This window comes from Stenotrophomonas sp. 14P6.2.3 (assembly GCF_057799055.1).
The window spans coordinates 1-15,632 of sequence record NZ_JBYOLA010000044.1 but is presented as its reverse complement, the minus strand read 5'-3'; the positions used below and the strand labels follow the sequence as shown (position 1 = coordinate 15,632).

At 66.1% G+C, this 15,632-nt stretch carries 14 protein-coding genes; 11 read left to right on the top strand and 3 right to left on the bottom strand.

Annotated elements, in window-relative coordinates:
- Positions 1-412 precede the first annotated feature (412 nt).
- The 8 genes from queF (at position 413) to AC27VL_RS19215 (ending at position 7,569) form a co-directional block, all read left to right on the top strand.
- The gene (gene queF, locus AC27VL_RS19250; protein WP_191077754.1) at positions 413-1,231 is read left to right on the top strand and encodes an NADPH-dependent 7-cyano-7-deazaguanine reductase QueF; all 819 of its coding nucleotides are present in this window, start codon (positions 413-415) and stop codon (positions 1,229-1,231) included.
- A gap of 261 nt (positions 1,232-1,492) precedes the next feature.
- Entirely contained in the window at positions 1,493-1,786 is a 294-nt protein-coding gene (locus tag AC27VL_RS19245; RefSeq protein WP_025878595.1) for a LysM peptidoglycan-binding domain-containing protein, read from the top strand.
- 47 nt (positions 1,787-1,833) lie between these two features.
- Entirely contained in the window at positions 1,834-2,337 is a 504-nt protein-coding gene (locus AC27VL_RS19240; RefSeq protein WP_180165260.1) for a hypothetical protein, read from the top strand.
- Positions 2,338-2,694: 357 nt separating this feature from the next.
- Complete coding sequence (locus AC27VL_RS19235) at positions 2,695-4,917, top strand: NADP-dependent isocitrate dehydrogenase (protein WP_488767926.1); 2,223 nt, start codon at positions 2,695-2,697, stop codon at positions 4,915-4,917.
- A 342-nt stretch (positions 4,918-5,259) separates the two neighbouring features.
- Entirely contained in the window at positions 5,260-6,207 is a 948-nt protein-coding gene (locus AC27VL_RS19230; protein WP_488767924.1) for a hypothetical protein, read from the top strand.
- Positions 6,200-6,748, top strand: a complete 549-nt coding sequence (locus AC27VL_RS19225) for a GTP-binding protein (protein WP_089237316.1) — start codon at positions 6,200-6,202, stop codon at positions 6,746-6,748. Before AC27VL_RS19230 ends, AC27VL_RS19225 begins: the two co-directional genes overlap by 8 nt.
- Positions 6,741-7,157 (top strand): roadblock/LC7 domain-containing protein, encoded by a 417-nt coding sequence (locus tag AC27VL_RS19220; protein ID WP_488767922.1) that lies wholly within the window; start codon positions 6,741-6,743, stop codon positions 7,155-7,157. The genes AC27VL_RS19225 and AC27VL_RS19220 overlap by 8 nt, the downstream gene beginning before the upstream one ends.
- A 52-nt stretch (positions 7,158-7,209) precedes the next feature.
- Positions 7,210-7,569, top strand: a complete 360-nt coding sequence (locus AC27VL_RS19215; RefSeq protein WP_025878601.1) for a hypothetical protein — start codon at positions 7,210-7,212, stop codon at positions 7,567-7,569.
- Positions 7,570-7,633: 64 nt separating this feature from the next.
- On the opposite strand, the gene AC27VL_RS19210 is transcribed toward AC27VL_RS19215, so the two are convergent.
- Positions 7,634-8,353: a KilA-N domain-containing protein gene (locus tag AC27VL_RS19210; RefSeq protein WP_488767920.1), complete on the bottom strand. Its 720-nt coding sequence runs from the start codon at positions 8,351-8,353 to the stop codon at positions 7,634-7,636.
- Between the two features lie 204 nt (positions 8,354-8,557).
- Here AC27VL_RS19210 and aceK point away from each other — a divergent pair, with 204 nt between their 5' ends.
- The 3 genes from aceK to AC27VL_RS19195 all read left to right on the top strand — a co-directional run bounded on the left by aceK (position 8,558) and on the right by AC27VL_RS19195 (position 12,213).
- Positions 8,558-10,288 carry a bifunctional isocitrate dehydrogenase kinase/phosphatase gene (gene aceK / locus AC27VL_RS19205; protein ID WP_488767918.1) on the top strand — a complete coding sequence of 577 codons (1,731 nt, stop codon included), beginning with the start codon at positions 8,558-8,560 and terminating at the stop codon, positions 10,286-10,288.
- Between the two features lie 63 nt (positions 10,289-10,351).
- Positions 10,352-11,245, top strand: a complete 894-nt coding sequence (locus AC27VL_RS19200; RefSeq protein WP_100553798.1) for an energy transducer TonB — start codon at positions 10,352-10,354, stop codon at positions 11,243-11,245.
- A gap of 92 nt (positions 11,246-11,337) precedes the next feature.
- Entirely contained in the window at positions 11,338-12,213 is an 876-nt protein-coding gene (locus AC27VL_RS19195; protein WP_488767916.1) for an energy transducer TonB, read from the top strand.
- A 58-nt stretch (positions 12,214-12,271) separates the two neighbouring features.
- Here the strand turns inward: AC27VL_RS19195 and AC27VL_RS19190 are convergent, their stop codons facing one another.
- Together AC27VL_RS19190 and rho are read right to left on the bottom strand one after the other, a co-directional pair.
- Complete coding sequence (locus AC27VL_RS19190; RefSeq protein ID WP_089237308.1) at positions 12,272-13,846, bottom strand: sensor domain-containing diguanylate cyclase; 1,575 nt, start codon at positions 13,844-13,846, stop codon at positions 12,272-12,274.
- Between the two features lie 223 nt (positions 13,847-14,069).
- Positions 14,070-15,632: transcription termination factor Rho (rho, locus tag AC27VL_RS19185; protein ID WP_488767913.1), on the bottom strand; the 1,563-nt coding region annotated here is incomplete at its 5' end.

Genomic DNA, 15,632 nt, shown 5'->3' with positions numbered 1-15,632 from the left:
CGCCATCCATGGCGCTCACGCCCCTGCCACCGGACCCACCCCGCCTTCGACAGTTTCCTGCTGCTGTCAGAACGACATCCTGCTTTGGTAGGTGTCGACCTTGGTCGACACGGCGGACGTCATGAATGTCTGAAGCATCGGCTTTTGATTTTGATTTTTCTGATCTTTCCCGTGGTGCCGGCCGCGCGCAGGAAACTGTCAGAGGCCGGGTGGGTAGACGGGGCGGGGGTGTCCGCGGCATGGATGCCGCGGCCAAGCCCCCATGGAGGGGTTTACGGCGTCCCCCGACCCGTCTACCCACCCGGCCAAGCCGATGGACCGCTCTATGCCGACCAACCCACCCACCACGGAGGGGCTCCGCCGTTGGCCGACCCGGCCGAAGGCCCGCTCCACGCGCGATACAATAAGCACCATGAACACCCCACAGGATTCCAGCCTCGGTCGCGAGGTCAGTTACCCGTCGCAGTACGATCCCGGCCTGCTGTTTCCCATCCCCCGCGTCGGCGCCCGCGCCGAGATCGGTCTCGACGAGGCCGCGCTGCCGTTCGTCGGCCACGACCGTTGGCACGCCTTCGAGCTGAGCTGGCTCGACCCGCGTGGCAAACCGCAGGTCGCCGTCGCCACCGTGCAGGTGCCGTGCACCTCGCCGCGGCTGATCGAGTCGAAGTCGTTCAAGCTGTACCTGAACTCGCTCAACAGCACCCGCCTGGACAGTGCCGAAGCCCTGCGTGAGCGTCTCGTCACCGACCTGTCGGCCTGCGCCGGTGCCCCGGTCCAGGTCACGTTCGGGCTGCCGGCGCTGTGCGAGTCGCCGCTGGGCGAGTTGATCGATGGCCTTGATGTGGATATCGACTGCTATGGCCCGCCGCAGGCGGATTACCTGTCGGCCAACGCCGATGCGCTGGTGGAGGAGACCCTGGTCTCCGCCCTGCTGAAGTCCAACTGCCCGGTCACCGGTCAGCCGGACTGGGCTACCGTCAGCCTGCGCTATCGCGGCCCGCAGATCGATCGTGCCGGTCTGCTGCGCTACCTGGTCAGCTACCGCGAACACGCCGAGTTCCACGAGCAGTGCGTCGAGCGCATCTTCAGCGAAGTGTCGGCGCGCTGCCGGCCGCAGTGGCTGGAAGTGGAGGCCCGCTATACCCGCCGCGGTGGCCTGGACATCAACCCGTGGCGCGCCAGCCCCGGCATCGCCGCCCCGGCCGCGACCTACCGCGAACTGCGCCAGTAACCGCCGCAGGCGTTACAGGTAGCGCCGGGCCATGCCCGGCGAGCGCAGCGGCCTGATCCAGAGCCGCCGGCCAGCGGCCGGCACTACCGTCGGGCCGCCCTGTCACGGGTAGCGCCGGGCCATGCCCGGCGAGCCCAGCAGCGGCGTTCCGCCTCGATTGTTCAGCCGCCCCGGGGGGCGGCTTCACATCGGCACCATCCCCATTTAACAACCTCTATGACACCGTGCCAGCCATGTAGTCATACAGACGGGAGTGTGTGGATGAGTACCGAGAAGAAAGCCGATTTCTCCGGCGTCAGTGGCAGCGTCGACAGTACCGCCCAGCAGGTCCCCAAGGCGGACTTCTCCGGCGTCAGTGCCTCGGTGGACAGTACCGCCGAGGTGGTCAGCGGTGGCACCTACACCGTGCAGAAGGGTGATTCGCTGTCGAAGATCGCCAAGCAGCACCTGGGCGATGCCAACGCCTGGAAGAAGATCTTCGAAGCCAACCGCGATGTGCTCGACGACCCGGACAAGATCTTCCCGGGCCAGACCCTGAAACTGCCGCCGAAGTAATGCCGGCGATCCAATCGCCGTTCGACAATCCCCGTGAGGAACCCCGAATGATCAAGACGACCCCGCTTCAGAATGCCCTGCTGGCCGCGCTGCTGGGCAGTGTCGCCCTGGTGGGCTGCAAGAAGAAGGAAGAAACCGCAGACAACAACGCGGCTCCGGCAGCGACCACGCCGGCCGAAGCGCCCGCGCCGATGACCGGCGCGCCGCCGCCGATGGCTGCATCGGCCGTAGCGGTGTCGGCCGTCACCGTCGGCAAGTCTGCCGCTGCTGACAAGTCGGTGGCCACTGCCGCCCTGTTCGCGCCGAAGGACGAGGTCATCGTTTCGGTGAAGACTGATGGTGCGGCCAACAATGTCACCGTCGGCGCCAAGCTGACGTACCAGGATGGCCAGGTGGCCGGTGAGCAGAACGCGACCCTGAACACCAGCGGTGCAGAGACCACCAACATCACCTTCAAGAATGCCAATGGCTGGCCGGCCGGCAAGTACCGCGCCGAAGTCATGGTCGATGGCAAGGCGGCCGGAACGCCGCAGGAGTTCGAGGTCAAGTAAGTCCCGCCGACTCTCTCCCGGTTGGACTCACGATGGACGCAGCCGCGAGGCTGCGTCCTTTTTTGTTTGTGGCTTTTGCGGGAAGGCCCCATCCACGCATGGCGTGGATCTACCTGCGCTGGGCACGTCGGTGTTTCCGTAGATCCACGCCATGCGTGGATGGATCACAGCGTTGCCGGGGTGCAGTACCGCCGCGTATGGCGCGGCTTTGCCCCGCGCGGCTGAAAACGCGACAATGCAGGGGTTTCCCCGGCGCGCGCCCACCCTGACGGCGGCGGAGAAAAGCGACACGGTTGCACGTGGCCCGGCGCTGGCGCCGGCCTTCCCCTGAGCACTGCTACAGAGTCCAAGTCCCCCATGTCCAAGATCCTCTACACGCTGACCGACGAAGCACCGTTCCTGGCCACCCAGTCGCTGCTGCCGATCGTCGACGCCTACACCTCCACCGCCGGCATCGCGGTGGAAACCCGTGACATCTCGCTGTCCGGCCGCATCCTGTCGCTGTTCCCGGAACTGCTGAGCGATGCGCAGAAGGTCAACGATGACCTGGCCGAGCTGGGCCAGCTGGCGACCACCCCCGAAGCCAACATCATCAAGCTGCCGAACATCTCCGCCTCGGTGCCGCAGCTGAAGGCGGCCATCAAGGAACTGCAGGACCAGGGTTATCCGCTGCCGGATTACCCGGAAACCCCGGCCGACGACCAGCAGCGCGACTACAAGGCGCGCTACGACAAGGTCAAGGGCAGTGCGGTGAATCCGGTGCTGCGCGAAGGCAACTCCGATCGGCGCGCGCCGCTGTCGGTGAAGAACTACGCCCGCAAGCATCCGCACCGCATGGGTGCCTGGGCGTCCGATTCGAAGTCGCACGTCGCGCACATGGCCGCCGGTGATTTCTACGGCAGCGAGAAGTCGGCCACGCTGGCCAACGCCGGTTCGCTGAAGATCACCTTCCACGGCAAGGACGGCAGCACGGTCGTGCTGAAGGAAAAGACCGCGGTCAAGGCCGGCGAGATCGTCGACGCCGCGGTGATGAGCCGCAAGGCACTGGCCGCTTTCATCGGCGAGCAGATCGCCGATGCCAAGGCCCAGGGCGTGCTGTTCTCGCTGCACCTGAAGGCGACCATGATGAAGGTCTCCGACCCGATCATGTTCGGCGTGGCGGTCAACGAGTTCTACAAGGACGTGCTGGCCAAGCACGCCGATGTGCTCAAGCAGGCCGGTTTCGATGCCAACAACGGCATCGGTGACCTGGCCGCACGCCTGCCGTCGCTGCCCGAAGCCACCCGCAGCGTCATCGAAGCCGACCTGGCTGCCGAGTACGCACAGCGTCCGGGCGTGGCCATGGTCAACTCGGACAAGGGCATCACCAACCTGCACGTGCCGAGCGATGTGATCGTCGACGCCTCGATGCCGGCGATGATCCGCGATTCCGGCAAGATGTGGAACGCCGAAGGCAAGCTGCAGGACACCAAGGCGGTCATTCCGGACCGCTGCTATGCCGGCGTGTACCAGGCCGTCATCGACGACTGTCGCAGCAAAGGTGCCTTCAACCCGGCCACCATGGGCTCGGTGCCCAACGTCGGCCTGATGGCGCAGAAGGCTGAAGAGTACGGCTCGCACGACAAGACCTTCCAGATCGCTGCCGACGGCGTGGTCAAGGTCACCGACGACGCCGGCAACGTGGTGTTCGAACACGCCGTGGAAGCCGGCGACATCTGGCGCATGTGCCAGACCAAGGACGCGCCGATCCAGGACTGGGTCAAGCTGGCCGTCGAACGCGCCCGCCTGAGCAGCACCCCGGCCGTGTTCTGGCTGGACGCCGCCCGCGCCCACGACGCACAGGTCATCGCCAAGGTCGAGACGTACCTGAAGGACCATGACACCAACGGCCTGGACATCCGCATCCTGCCGCCGGTGGAAGCGACCGCGTTCTCGCTGGCCCGCATCCGCAAGGGTGAGGACACCATTTCGGTGACCGGCAACGTGCTGCGCGATTACCTCACCGACCTGTTCCCGATCATGGAGCTGGGTACCAGCGCCAAGATGCTGTCGATCGTGCCGCTGATGGCCGGTGGTGGCCTGTTCGAGACCGGCGCCGGTGGTTCGGCCCCGAAGCACGTGCAGCAGTTCGTCGAAGAGGACTACCTGCGTTGGGATTCGCTGGGTGAATTCCTGGCCCTGGCTGCGTCGCTGGAGCACCTCGGCAATCGTTACGACAACGCCGCTGCCCGCGTGCTGGCCAAGGCGCTGGACGAGGCCAACGGTCAGTTCCTGGACAACGACAAGTCGCCGTCGCGCAAGCTGGGTGGCATCGACAACCGTGGCAGTCACTTCTACATCGCCCTGTACTGGGCGCAGGCGCTGGCCGCGCAGAACGAAGACGCCGCACTGCAGGCACGCTTCGCTCCGTTGGCGAAGGCGCTGGCCGACAACGAGCAGAAGATCGTCGACGAGCTGATCGCGGTGCAGGGCAAGGCCGTGGACATCGGTGGCTACTACCGTCCGGACGTGGCCAAGGCCGCTGCCGCGATGCGTCCGAGCGCCACCTTCAACGCCGCGCTGGAGCAGCTGCGCGGCTGATCCATCGCTGCCCGGTTGTGACCTCGAAACCCGCGCTTCGGCGCGGGTTTTTTTTTCTGCGAGCCTGGTGTCGGATCCCTCTGCACCGCAGAGGGCTCTGCCCAAAGGCCGCGCATCCACGCATGGCGTGGATCTACTCGGGCCCAGAACCGTGAAATCCGTCGGCTGTCGGAATGCCGTCAACACGGCATGAAACTTGCCCGCGATGGCCGTCGCAGAACGGACGCGTGCGTGTTCACTACTGCCACCAATATGAGCAGTCGATCACGACGATGGCGCCAAGCCATGGCCTAGCCTTGGCGATGCGAGACCGCCGGGGAGGCGGTCGCACGAGGAACACGGATGGCACGCGTGCTCGTAGTGGGAACCGATATCCAAGGCGAACAGGCCCTGCTGCAACGGCTGCGGTTGGCCTCGGCATTGCCCGACGGGCAGATCCGCCGCAGCCAGGACCTGGACGACTGCGACCTGCTGGTGATCCGCGATACGCCAGCGCTGCGCAACGCGGCACTGCGCATGCGCCAGCAACGCCCGCGGCTGCACTGCTGGATCGAGGACCTCGGTGGCCAGTTGCGCGAAGGCGATGGTGGCCAGGACGTGTTGGATGATGGCGCGATAGGACGCGCACTACGCGGCATGCAGGCCGGTGCCGCAGCGACACCGATCCGCCTGGCGGACGGTGCGCACGCGATCACCCGTCTGCTGCGCGAGCGCCTGCCCTTGCGGCAGGGCCAGGCGCTGTTGGGCGAGGGCGCAGAGCCGCTGTTGCTGCTGGATCTGGAACAGGACCAGGCGGTATTGCTGCACGAACCGGCCACGGTACTGGTGGAACGGCTGGCACAGGGCTTCGAGCATCTGTATCTGGATGCGCTGCTGCCGGCGCAGCTGCAGGCACTGGCGGGTGACCGCACGCGCCTGCCGCTGCGTCCGCTGCTGTGGCAATGGGCGCAGCGCAGCAGCCATTGGCAGGCGTTGGATGAGCGCCTGCGCGGGGCGTCGGTGAAGCTGCTGCGCTGGCCGGATTTCCGCGTGCTCGGCCACGATCACGATGGCTTCCGTCTGTGTTCGCTGCTGCTCAAGCGTGCCTGCACGGTGGACGAATGCGCGATGCTGCTGGATCTTCCCGCCGCCGCCGTGCGCGATTTCATCCACGCCGCCTACCTGTGCGGTTATGCACAGCTGCAGGTCGCGCCTGCCGCACCGCTGTCGGGCGCACGTGCCAGCACTGCCGACACCGGCCTGCTCGCACGCCTGTGGCGGACGCTGCGCGGGAGTGATCGCGATGCGTGAGCACAAGGTGGTGGTGCTCGGTGGCATGGGCAGCGGCAAATCGACCTTGGTACGCAGCATCGCCGCCGGCGCGGTGGTCGACACCGATGTAGCCAACAGCGACCGCGCGGGTGCGGACAAGGCGTCGACCACGGTGGCGCTGGACTACGCCGATATCGACCTGCCCAACGGCGAGCGCCTGCGTCTCTACGGCACGCCTGGCCAGCAGCGCTTCGATTTCCTGTGGCCGATCCTGCTGCAGGGCGCGCGCGGTGCCGTGCTGCTGCTCGACGCGCGTCGGGCCGGGGTGGCCGCTGAGCTGGACGCTTACCTGCAGGTGCTGCGCCCGTTCGGTCCGGCATTGGCCCTGGTGGTGGCGGTGACCCATCTCGACCAGGTGCCGGCAGCGGCACTGGATGACTGGGCCGATCGCGCCCGGCTCGATGGCCAGCCGCTGCCGTTGCTGGCCGTGGATGCCCGTGATCGCGAACAAGGACTGCTGCTGATGGACGTACTGATGAGCGAAATGGAAGCGCATGCACTGGTGGCCGCACATGGCTGATGGACAAGGCGCGCCGTTGCCGGACGCGCAGCAGCGCGAGCGCCTGCACCCGTTGCTGCAGGACCTGCAGCAGCGGGTGGAAGGAGTGCGGACCGTGGTGCTGGCCAGTGTCGATGGCTTTGCCCTGGTCAGCGCCGGTGCGGAGGGGCGCGGTGAACGCCTGGCGGCGATGACCAGCGCAATGCTGGCCCTGGCTGCGGCGGTGGGGCGCGAGCTGGCACTGGGCGATCTGCAGACGCTGATGCTGGAGGCCGCCGGCGGCAAGGTGCTGATGCTTGCCATCCAGGCCGAAGGTCGAGCACCGCTGCTGCTGATGGCTGCCTGCGACCAGCGCAGCGTGATCGGCCAGGTGCTGTGGCAGAGCAGGGAATGTGGCCAGGCGATCCTGGCCGAACTCAGCGGATCGTGAGCCCGGCCGCAGGGGAACGAGGGGCTCGAACCAACATTGAGAGGGGTGCAACGTGGCTGGATTGAATGATTCGTTGACTGCACTGATGGGCATCGATGGCGCGCAGGCCGTGGCGCTGGTCGACTACGAGAGCGGCATGCTGCTGGGCGAGGCCGGTTCGGGCATGGACATGGAAGTGGCTGCCGCCGGCAATACCGAAGTGATCCGCGCGAAGATGAAAACCGCCGCCTCGCTCAACCTCAACGATGGCATCGAGGACATCCTGATCTCGCTCGGAAAGGCGTACCACATCATGCGCCCGGTGGCGAAGAAGAAGGGTCTGTTCTTCTACATCGTGCTGGACCGGACCAAGTCCAACCTCGCCCTGGCGCGGCGCAAGGTGCAGGACGTGGAGGCCGAACTGGCGATCTGAACCGGCTCGATGGCGTCGATCCCTGGCTGCTGCACGGCAAGCCAGGGATCGTTCCGGTGCGATGTCACGTCGAAGGCAGCAGGAGCGTACGTACGAACGTCAGCGCCTGCTTGTCGCGCGCAGCAAAGTATCTGGGCGCGTGCAGGGGAAGCCAGGTTTCGTTGAAGTGCCGGCGGAAGTCTTCGTAGAGCTCGTTCGGATAGAGCTTTGCCTGCACGTTGCGGCCGTCTGGATAGCTGTGCTCATAGGTGTCGAAGGTGTTGGGCTCGATGCCCTTGTGATCGCGCAGCCACCTGCAGAACAACCGGCCCTCGGAGATGTCCGGCACCAGCTCCTGCGGCAGGGTGTAGCCGGCCTGTTCGAGCGGCGCGATCAGGTTCAGGGTCAGCTCGTTCAACATCGAGAAGTGCGTATAAGGCACCTTCGAGCGGTTCTGCATGTAGCGCTCGATGTGGGCGGGCATGACCGCGTTCGCACGGCCCTGCTGCCACTCCACCACCCACTGCGATACCTTCACCGCGAACTTGCGCGACAACCATTGGCCTAGATTGATGGCCAGGTAGGGGTGGATCCAGGTGCCCTGCATCGCCGCATTGCCCCCGGACACCACGTGGATGAGCTGGTCCTCCGCAAGCCCGGTCTGCGTGGTCAGCTCCTCGATGAACTCGCCGGTCGATTTCAATGCGCGGTAGTCGGACCAGCGCTTGCCGACGGACTGGCAGAGCGCTGTCGCGCTGATGTAGCCGTCGCGGGCGCGCTGCGGGATTACGTTGCCTTCCTCCATGCGTGGGATCAGGGTCATTTGCTGCATGCGTCACCTCATGCCGTTATGGGCCTGAAAGAGTAGGCAATGCAGTCGCCCGAAGTCTGTAGGAATGGTTGCGTTTGTCTGGTTCTCCCAAGCAGAAGCAGCCGAGCGCGGCTCGGCTCTACACAAGCTACCCCACGCCAGCGTATGGTGGAGCCGGTCCTCCCGGGTGAGCTGTGCATGTCCAAGCCTGACATCGCTGCCGAGCTGGCGCCGCGTATTGCCGGTGCCATCCGCGATGGTTTCGAGCAGTACCACACTCGTTTCGCGGTGATCACGGCCCGCGCGCGGAAGCGCTTCGAGCAGCGCGACTGGGCAGCGGCGCGCCACGATGCGGTGGAGCGCATCGCCCTCTACGACCAGTGCATCGCCGAGCAGATGGATGCGCTGCGACGGCTGGCCGGTGACGCCATCAGCGAACGCGCGCTGTGGCTGCAGGTGCACGCGCACTACAGCGCCCTGCTGCAGGATCTGATCGACGCAGAGCTGTACAAGACCTTCTACAACACCCTGTCGCGGCGGCTGTTCGCCATCCGTGGCGTGGATCCGGAAGTGGAATTCATCGCCTTCGATGTCGAGCCCTCCGATGCAATCACGCATCCGGTGGCGCGGCATACCTATGCCATTTCGCCGACGCGGCCGGTGGAGGCGCTGCAGCGGGTGCTGGCCGACTACCGCTTTGATGTTCCCTATGCGCACCAGCTGCGCTGTGCCGCCGCCATCGCCGTGCGCCTGCAGGACGATCTGGCGCACTGGGGCGACACGCCAGTACGCAGCATCGAACTGCTCGATACCGTGTTCTACCGCGAGCGTCGCGCCTATCTGGTCGGCCGCGTGTTCGGCGAACACCGTTTCTCGCCGTGCGTGATCGCGCTGGTCAACGATGATCAGGGCCTGCGTGCCGATGCCGTGCTGACCCGGCGTCGCGATGTGGCCCACCTGTTCGGCGTGTCACGCAGCTATTTCCAGGCCGACCTGGGCACCGTTGGCGATGCCGTGGTGTTCCTGCGCAGCCTGCTGCCGGGCAAGCCGATCGACGAGATCTACACCGTTCTCGGACGCGCCAAGCAGGGCAAGACCGAGCGCTACCGGACGTTCTTCCGCCACTTCAATGAACACCCGAACGAGCGCCTGGCGCATGCCGAAGGCACGCCGGGCATGGTCATGGCGGTGTTCACCCTGCCCAGCTATCCGCTGGTGTTCAAGCTCATCCGCGACCGCTTCGCCTGGCCCAAGGCGATGTCGCGCCAGCAGGTGGAGGAAAAGTACGCGCTGGTGTTCAACCTCGATCGTGTTGGCCGCCTGCTCGATGCACAGCCCTACCGGCATCTGCGTTTCCCGCGCGAACGCTTTGCCCCGGCGTTGCTGGACGAGCTGCTGCAGCAGTGCGCGCAGAGCGTGCGCGTGGATGGCGACGAAGTGGAGATCGCGTTGTGCTACGTGCAGCGTCGCTTCCGGCCACTGAACCTCTACCTGCGCGAGCAGGCTGGCGAGGCCGTGCGTGCAGCCGTACTCGACTATGCGCAGGCGATCACCGACATGGCGCGCAACAACATCTTCCCCGGCGACATGCTGCCGAAGAACTTCGGCGTGTCGCGCCACGGCCGTGCCGTGTTCTACGACTACGACGAGTTGTGCCTGGTCAGCGACTGCGTATTCCGCGCCTGGCCCAGGCCAAGCTCCGCCGAAGAAGCGATGGCTGATGAGCCCTGGTTCCATGTCGGCCCGCGCGATGCGTTCCCGGAGCGGTTCGGGCCGTTCATGGGCTTGCCGGCGCAGGAGCTGGCAGCGGTGCGCGAGCACTATCGGCATCTGTTCGATCCCGCCTGGTGGCAGGGGCTGCAGGCGCGCTTTGCGGCGGGTGATTATCCGGACACACCTCCGTATTCGGCTGTGCAGCGGTTGGCGTGATCGGCTGCGCCGACGGCGGGCAACTGGGGTAATCTCGGTACTTTCATCACCAAGGATCGGGTCATGATGCGTTCTCCGCTGTTTCTCGCCTTCGCGCTGGCGATCGGCACCGCTGGCTCCCTGCTCAGCACCGATGCCGCAGCGCAGAGCACGCGCGCGGTGCGTGCCACCGCCGAAGCCAGCATGGTCTTGACCGGCAACATCGATGTCGCCGCAGATGGCGCGGTCACCGGCCTGGTGCTCGACCAGCGGGCGTCGATCGCGCCTGCCATCGCTGCGTTCGTGGACGGCACGATCCGCAAGTGGCAGTTCGAGCCCACGCTGGTGGACGGCAAGCCCGTGGCGAAACATGCACCGTTGCGCGTGCGTCTGCTGGGCCGGCCCGGGGCCGACGGCAACACCGAAGTGCGCATGACCAGCGTGGACTTCAGCGAGTACGACGACAAGGCCACCGACGCGGTGACTGCCGAGCAGATGCGGCCTCCGCGCTATCCGGAAGCGGCTTTCCGCGTCGGTGCACAGGGCGAGGTGATGCTGCTGGTCAAGGTCGAGCGTGACGGTGCGGTTGCCGATGTCGTCGCCGAACAGGTGAACATGGGCGTGGTCGCACCCGAGCACGCAATGAAGAAGATGCGCGACATGCTGGCCAAGGCCAGCATCAGCGAGGCCCGCAAGTGGACGTTCACCCCGCCGACCTCCGGTGAGGACAAGGGCCTGGCGTTCTGGACCGTGCGCGTGCCGGTCACCTTCGCGCTGAGCGAGAAGGGCAGCAGGCAACCGCCCAGCCCCTACGGACGCTGGCAGGCCTACATTCCCGGCCCGCGCCAGCAGGCGCCGTGGCGCACCACCGACGATGCCGCGCAGGTCGGCAGTGACCTGTTGCCCGCCGGCGGCGTGTACATGGTCGATGCTGCACACCGGGGCCTGCGTCTGTTGACGCCGCTCGGGCAAGGCTGAATCAGACCATGACGCATGGCCTGCCTTGGCGTGAACCGTCTTCAGAGATGCGCTAGGGTCGGCCACTCGTACATACACAAGGAGCAGGTGTGATGCGTTCTTCTCTTTTCCTGGCGTTGGCCCTTGCCGTGGGTGGTGGCGCCGCCCTGGTCGATACCGCCGCTGCGCAGACCGCGCGCGAGGTTCGCAAGCAGGCCGAGGCCAGCATGACCCTCAGCGGCGTCATCGACATCGGCCGCGAAGGCCAGGTCGAAGGGTTCCAGCTCGATCACCGCGAGAAGGTCGACGCCGGCGTAGCGGGCTTTGTCGACAAGGCGGTGCAGGGTTGGCGTTTCGAGCCGACGCTGGTCGACGGCAAGCCGGTACTGGCCCGTACCACCGTCCGCCTGCGGCTGATTGCCGGCAACATGGAAGCCAACAGCATGCAGGTACGGGTGGCCGATGCCCGTTTCGGCAAGCTCAGCGACTCCAGGCAGCCGAGTACCGATGACGTCACCGGGGCGAAGATGCGCGCACCGGCCTACCCACCACAGGCGGCATCGATCCGCGGCCAGGGCACCGTGCTGCTGCTGGTCAGGGTCGGGCGGGATGGCAAGGTCGCAGACGTGATCGCCGAGCAGACCAACCTGACCGTGGTCGGCCCCGAGCGCACGATGAACCAACTGCGCGATGTGCTGGCCAAAGCCAGCGTCAGGAACGCCCGCGACTGGACCTTCAACCCGCCCACGACCGGCGAGGACAAGGACCGGGACTTCTGGACCGTGCGCGTACCGGTCAATTATTTCTTCGACAAACAGAGCGAGCGCTACGGTCGCTGGGCTGCCTACATTCCAGGCCCGCGCCAGCGGGCGCCGTGGAAGACCGGCGAGGAAGCCTTGGTCGCCGGGACTGACCTGCTGCCCGAAGGCGGTGTGTACATGGTCGGACGCGCGCAGGAAGGCCCGCGCCTGCTCACCCCGTTGGGCTGATGCGTCATTGCGGGATGCACCGGGCCTGTCCCGGCACATCCCGCTTCAATCGATGAGCTCAATCGGCGTGCGGGTACACCACGACCCGGTTGCGGCCCTGTTCCTTGGCCAGGTACAGGGCCTTGTCGGCCAAGCGCAGTGCCTGTTCCGGATCGGTGTGGAAACTGGGGAAGTGGGCGACACCCAGCGATACGGTGATCGTGCCCACCGGCGCGAAGGGTTCGTCGGCGATGGCCTGGCGCAGGCGCTCGCCGGTCTGCCGGGCCGCTTCGACGCCAACGCCCGGCAGCAGCACCAGGAACTCCTCGCCACCGGCGCGGCACAGCACGTCGGTCTCGCGCGAATGACGGCGCATCTGTTCGGCGATATGCACGATGGCCGCATCACCGACGTCGTGACCGTGGCTGTCGTTGATCGACTTGAAGCGGTCGATATCCAGCGTCAGGATCGCAAACGGCAGGCCCTGCACCTGCAGTGCGTCGAGCGCCTGCTGCAGCCCGCGACGGTTGAGCAGACCGGTCAGCGGATCGGTGCGGCTGGCCCGGTTGAGGGTGCCGATCCGGTCCTGCAGCGCATTGAAGCTGTACAGCACGGCCTGTTTCAGCTGCGCTACTTCGAAGTACCAGGCTTGGATGCCATTGACGTGACTGATCGCGTTGCCGGTGTCTTCGCCGTCCTGCACGTTGCGCGCCAGCTGCCACAGCGGCAGCGAAATGCGCCGTGCGAACCACCAGGTGATCAGCAGCGACAACACGCCCAGCGGAATGGCATTCCAGATCACCGCCGACATCAGCCGTGACAGCGGTTGCAGCGTCGCCTCGGTCGGGCGCTGCGCGACGATGCCCCAGCCGGTTGCCGCGACGGGCGCGTAACCGGCCAGCATCGCCACCTTGTGGTTGTTGAGCACCTGCTGCGCACCGCGCTGGCCGCGCATCACCTCTTTCACCGCCGGGTTGTTCAACGCGTAGGTGCCCACTTCCTTGGCGTTGTTGTGATAGATCAGACGTCCATGGCGGTCCACCACGTACAGGTAGGAACCATCGCGGTAGTAGTGCGTACCCAGCAGGGTGTTGAGCGCACTGCGCTGGCGCAGGTACAGGGTGCCGCTGACATAGCCGCGGTACTGGCCGCTGCGGTCGAAGACCGGGTGCGATATCGAGATCAGCAGCTTGCCGGTGGCCGACTGGTAGGGGTCGCTGATCATCGGCTCGCGCCGATCGAGTGCCGCCTTGCTGCCGGCGCTGCGCAGGATCTCGCCCTGCAGCTGCAGGCTCTGCGGCGAGGTCGCGATCACCCGCCCATCGCTGGCCACCACCAGCGAGGAGTTGAAGCTGCTGGACTGCAGCTGCAGGCGGCTGGCCTCATCCTGCGCCTGGGCAGGATCCATGTCGCTGTTGCCAAGCCGGGTTGCGGCATAGGCCAGCTGCTGCTGCGCGGCCAGCAGGAAGTTCTGCGTGGTCTCGGCCAGCTTGGTGGCATACACACGGTTGGCTTCGAGGGTGTTGCCCACCAGCTGGTCGCGCTGCACGCGATAGCTGGCAAGCAGCGTATTGGCCAGGGCGATGACGGCGCTGAGCAGTGCCAGGGCAAGGATCAGCTTGCCCAGGTTGAGCCGGGGGGACAGTGTGCGCATGCGGTTGAAGGATCGGGCAGGGCTGGACCCGCCGGATCCTCCGGATGGGGCAACAGCGGGAATCGGCGGCCCGGCCAGCACGGTCGGGGCGGAGAGTCAGGCATTTGTCCCGCAGATTATCGCCAAAACGCCGGGCCGCGAAGTGAAGCCGTCTGTCCTGCCGCCTTCCAAAGAAAAAGCCCCGCATCGCGGGGCCTTTTCGTAGTGCATCAATGCCGCGCGATCAGCGCTTCATCGAACCGAAGAACTCGTCGTTGGACTTGGTGTTCTTCATCTTGTCGAGCAGGAATTCCATCGCCGTCATTTCATCCATCGGATGCAGCAGCTTGCGCAGGATCCAGATCTTCTGCAGCAGTTCCGGTTCGATCAGCAGGTCTTCGCGACGGGTGCCCGAGCGGTTGATGTCGATGGCCGGGAACACGCGCTTTTCAGAGATGCGGCGGCTCAGGTGCACTTCGCTGTTGCCGGTGCCCTTGAACTCTTCGTAGATCACCTCGTCCATCTTCGAGCCGGTATCGACCAGCGCGGTGGCGATGATGGTCAGGCTGCCGCCTTCTTCCACGTTGCGTGCGGCACCGAAGAAGCGCTTCGGACGGTGCAGGGCGTTGGCGTCCACACCACCGGTCAGCACCTTGCCGGAGCTCGGCACCACGTTGTTGTAGGCACGTGCCAGGCGGGTGATCGAGTCGAGCAGGATCACCACGTCCTTCTTGTGCTCGACCAGGCGCTTGGCGCGCTCGATCACCATTTCGGCGACCTGTACGTGGCGTGCGGCCGGCTCATCGAAGGTCGAGCTGATGACTTCGCCGCGCACGGTGCGCTGCATTTCGGTCACTTCTTCCGGGCGCTCATCGATCAGCAGCACGATCAGGTGCACGTCCGGATGGTTGGTGGTGATGGCCGTGGCGACCTGCTGCATCATCATCGTCTTGCCGGCCTTCGGCTGGGACACGATGAGCGAACGCTGGCCCTTGCCCTGCGGTGCCATCAGGTCGAGGATGCGACCGGTGATGTCTTCCGAGGAACCGTTGCCGCGCTCCAGGGTGAAGCGGCGACGCGGGAACAGGGGGGTCAGGTTCTCGAACAGCACCTTGTTCTTCGACGCTTCCAGCGGCTCACCGTTGATGGTGTCCACGATCGACAGCGCGAAGTAGCGCTCGCCGTCCTTCGGGAAGCGGATGCGGCCGGACAGGTGGTCGCCGGTACGCAGGTTGAAGCGGCGGATCTGGCTGGGCGAGATGTAGGTATCGTCCGGACCGGCCAGGTAGCTGGCTTCGGCCGCGCGCAGGAAGCCGAAGCCGTCCGGCAGGATTTCCAGCACACCGTCGGCGGCCACGCCGTCACCGTGGCGGGTCAGCACCTTCAGCAGCGCGAAGATCACGTCCTGCTTGCGGGCACGGGCCACGCCTTCGGAAATCTGCAGCTGCTCGGCGATATCCAGCAGCTTCTGGGCCGGCATGCGCTTGAGGTCGCTCAGCGAATAGACCGGGAAGCCTTCGGGCACGTTGGCGTGCGGACGCGGTACGAACGGCTGCTGTTCACCGTTGTCGTTGGGCATGCCGTCGTCGCGGAAGCGACCGCCGTTGCCGCCACCACCGCCGCCGCCGCCATTGCGATCACGGTCGCGGCGGTTGCGGAAACGGTCACGGCGGTTGCCCTGGCCCTGCTGGCCCTGCTGGCCGCCCTGGTTGTAGGGGTTCTGGTTCTGGCCGCCGCCCTGGTTGTTCTGCTGCGACTGCCGCGGCTGGCCGGATTCGCGGCCCTCACCACCTTCGCCACCGCCACT